Annotated in this window: 3 protein-coding genes; 2 read left to right on the top strand and 1 reads right to left on the bottom strand. The window is 72.9% G+C overall.

What is annotated here, in order from left to right; all coding sequences use genetic code 11:
• A partial coding sequence (locus tag HW577_RS22395; protein WP_198378330.1) for a sensor histidine kinase occupies positions 1 to 1,429 on the top strand: 1,429 nt, incomplete at its 5' end.
• 72 nt (positions 1,430 to 1,501) lie between these two features.
• Positions 1,502 to 2,479, top strand: coding sequence for a GDP-mannose 4,6-dehydratase (locus HW577_RS22390; RefSeq protein WP_198378329.1), 978 nt, complete (start codon positions 1,502 to 1,504; stop codon positions 2,477 to 2,479).
• A gap of 6 nt (positions 2,480 to 2,485) precedes the next feature.
• Here HW577_RS22390 and HW577_RS22385 read toward each other — a convergent pair whose 3' ends face one another.
• On the bottom strand, positions 2,486 to 3,538 hold the full coding sequence (locus HW577_RS22385) for a polysaccharide biosynthesis/export family protein (protein ID WP_232475158.1): 1,053 nt from the start codon (positions 3,536 to 3,538) through the stop codon (positions 2,486 to 2,488).
• Between the last annotated feature and the right edge of the window lie 197 nt (positions 3,539 to 3,735).

Below are 3,735 nucleotides of genomic sequence, written 5' to 3'. Positions count from 1 at the left end.
ACGGCGCCTGCGCGCGCTGGCCGAGGCCGGCGCCCTCGTTCTGTGGCGGGCCGACGCGGCGGGCGGCTGGATCGACGCCGCCGGCTGGGCCGGCCTGACCGGCCAGGCCGCGCCAGCCTTCCGCGGCGATGGCTGGCTCGAGATCGTGCATCCGGACGACCGCGCGCCGACACTCGCCGAATGGGGCCGGAGCCTCGTTGCGCGCAACCCGATCGGCGTGGAGTTCCGCCTGCGCACCGCCGATGAGACGGCCAGCTGGCGCTGGGTGCGCGCAACGGGCGTGCCGGTGGTGAACGAGGACGGCCTGCTCCTCGAATGGGTCGGCGCCATCCATGACGTGGCCGATGCGCGCGGTGCCGGCCAGGCGCATCGCGTCAACGAGGCGCAGGTGCGCCAGACCGTCGCCGAGCTTCGCGCCGTGTACGACACGGTGCCGGTCGGCCTCGCGCTGGTCGACCACTCGCTGAAATTCTTGAACGTCAACGCGCGCTTCGCCGCAATCAGCGGCCTGCCGACCGAGGCCCATATCGGCCGCGCCGCGCATGAGGTGATGCCCGAGGGCCTGGCGCGCCCGCTCGAGGACGCGCAGCGTCGCGTCTTCGCCTCCGGCCGCCCGGTGCTCGACGTGACCTGCTCGGGCCAGGCGCCCGGCTCGGTGCAGCATCTGCGGCACTGGCTCGCCTCCTGCCACCCGGTGAAGAACGCGGCGGGCGAGGTGACGGGCGTCTCGGCCGTGCTGCAGGACGTGACCGACCGCGTGCGCGCCGAGAAATCGCGCGAGGCGCTGGTCAGCGAGTTGAACCATCGCGTCAAGAACACGCTCGCGACCGTGCAGTCGCTCGCGGCCCAGTCGCTGCGCGGGGCTGGCGCGGCCGGGCTCGGGCGGGAATTCGTCGGCCGGCTGCAGGCGCTGATGCGCGGCCACGACCTGATATCCGACCAGGATGGCGACGAGGTGGAATTGCCGCGCGTGGCGCGCGCCGCGCTCTCCCCCTGGATCGAGAGCGGCAAGGCGATCCGCGTCCTCGGCTCGGGCCGCATCCTCGTCAGCGCTGCGCAGGTGCAGGCGCTGGTCCTCGCCCTTCACGAACTTGCGACCAATGCGGCGCGCCACGGCGCCCTGTCGCGCCCCGGCGGCGAGGTGGAACTGGCCTGGACGCTGGGGGAGGACGACGTGGTCACGCTGACCTGGCAGGAGAGCGGCGGCCCGCCCGTCGCGGCACCGGTCCCGGCGCGGCGCGGCTTCGGCATGCGGCTGCTCGAGCGCGGCCTGGCGCATGACCTCGGGCCCGGTGCGACGGTGCGCGTGGCCTTCGCCGAGGACGGCGTGCGGATCGAGATGCGCTTCCACGTCCGCCAGCGCGGCCTGCTCGCGGCGCCGCTCGCAGCCCCGATGCCCGCACTGCCCGCGCTGCCGCCGGTGGGCTGACCGCGGCGCGCTTGGACGCCGGCGGCGCGATCGTGTAAGGCGCGGCCATCCACCAGGGGAGTGGCGAAGGCGATGGCGCGGGCTCTCATCACCGGCGTGACCGGACAGGACGGCGCCTATCTCGCGGCGCTGCTGCTCTCCAAGGGCTACGAGGTCTACGGGCTGCTGCACCGGCATGGCGGCTCGGAGGCGGTCGAGGAACGGCTGCGACGGCTTGGCTGCACGGGCAGCGTGCAGATGGTCGACGGCAACCTCATCGACCTGTCCTCGCTGATCCGCCTGCTCGGCAAGGTCCAGCCGGACGAGATCTACAACCTCGCCGCCCAGTCCTTCGTGCGCATGTCCTGGGACCAGCCGCTGCTGACGACGCAGGTCACCGCCATCGGCACCGCCAACATGCTGGAGGCGCTCCGCATCGCCGCGCCCGGGGCACGGTATTTCCAGGCGAGCTCGTCGGAGATGTTCGGGAAGGCGGAGACGCCGGCGCAGAACGAGGAGACGCGCTTCCATCCGCGCAGCCCCTATGCCTCGGCCAAGGTCTTCGCGCATTGCCTGACGGTGAACTACCGCGAGAGCTTCGGGCTGTTCGCCTGCAACGGCATCATGTTCAACCACGACAGCCCGCTGCGCGGGATCGAGTTCGTACTGCGCAAGATCACCGACGGCGCGGCGCGCATCAGCCTCGGCCGCGCGACGGAACTACCGATGGGCAACCTCGATGCGCGGCGGGATTTCGGCCATGCGCGCGACTATGTCCGCGCCATGTGGCTGATGCTGCAGCAGGAGAAGGCCGACGACTACGTCATCGCCACCGGGCGCGCGGCGTCCATCCGCGACCTCTGCCGCATCGCCTTCGCGCATGTCGGGCTCGACTACGAGGCGCATGTGACGATCGACCCGCGCTTCATGCGCCCGGCGGATGTCGAGATCACGATCGGCGATGCGACGCGCGCGCGCACGCGGCTCGGCTGGGTGCCGGAGACGAGCCTCGAGGAGATGATCGCCGAGATGGTGGAGGCGGACCTCGCCAAGTGGCGCGCGCGGGCCTGAACGGCTTCAGTTCGGGAAGCGGAAGGTGTTCCCGTAGTTGAAGCTGACCGAGGTGCCGTTGAAGAGGAAGATCTGCCGGATCACCTGGTCCACCCAGCGGCCGACGCGCGCGACGGTGGTGGGCGGCACATAGACCGTGGCGTTGGGGGGGACGACCATGTCCTCCTCCAGCGCGAGATCGGTCAGGACGCGGGTGAGGTTCACCTGCCGCAGCCGCGGCCGGCCCGCCGCGTCGAAATACAGCACGCGCACCTGGTCCATCGCGCCGGTGGGCAGCGGCCCGCCCGCCGCGGCGACGGTCTGCAGCAGCGTGCGCGGCGTGGGCGCGGGAATGGCGCCGGCCGTTCGCACTTCCCCGAAGACGAAGATCTGGTTGGCGGCGATGGCGGACAGGCGGGCGGTGACGCGCACCCCGCCCACCGCGCGCGCGTAAGCCGCGTCGAGGTCGCGGCGCAGCTCGTCCAGTGTCTGCCCCGCCGCGCGCATCCCCTGGACGAGCGGCAGGTCAAGCAGCCCGTCCGGCCGCACCAGCGCGCTGCGCGCGCGTCCCTCCGCGCCGTTGCGCACCACCTCGGCCAGGTCGTCCACCGGTGTCGTGAAGCGACGCACGATCACGGTCACGACCGGGTCGCGCGCCACCTCCCGGTAGCGCTGCGCGGCGGCGACCGACAAGGCGGCCGGCGTCTGGCCGAGCGCGCGGACCTCCCCCTGCCCCGGCAGCGAGACCATGCCGTCCGGCCGCACCACCATCTGGCGATTGAGGCTGCGGTCGAAGGCGAAGTCGAACTCGATCTCGTCGCCGATCGACAGGCGGTAGGGGCGCAGGCGCTGGTTGTCGGCGTGGTACAGCACCTCGATCCGGTCGCCAGGCTGCAGGCGATAGCCGCCCGTGCCGCGCAGCAGCCCCTCGCCGACCGCGCGCGCCGCGGCGTCGCGCGCCGCGGGGTCGAGCGTGTCGAAATGCTCCGCCGCCTCCCCATGGCCGCGGTCGAAGCCCCGCCGCTCCGCGCAGGCGGGCAGCAGCAGGGCCGAGAGCAGCAGGCGTCGCGCGGGCATCATGCAAGGCTTTCGCGTCTGGGTGAGGCAGGCGGGAGGCGCATCGCGGTCAGAGCACGAGGCAGCGGAAGCGCAGGCTTCCGTAGAGCAGGGCGAGCTGGACGACGGCTTCGCGCACCAGGTCGCCGCAGGCCTTGGCCGCCTGCCGCGCGACCGCGCCCGGCGCGATGCCGCCCGCGCGCCGCACCGCCTGCGCGAGC

The organism is Neoroseomonas rubea (assembly GCF_016106015.1).
In the GTDB taxonomy this organism is placed as follows: domain Bacteria; phylum Pseudomonadota; class Alphaproteobacteria; order Acetobacterales; family Acetobacteraceae; genus Neoroseomonas; species Neoroseomonas rubea.
Note: the sequence above shows the minus strand (reverse complement) of the source record. Positions and strands in the feature narration are given on the sequence as shown.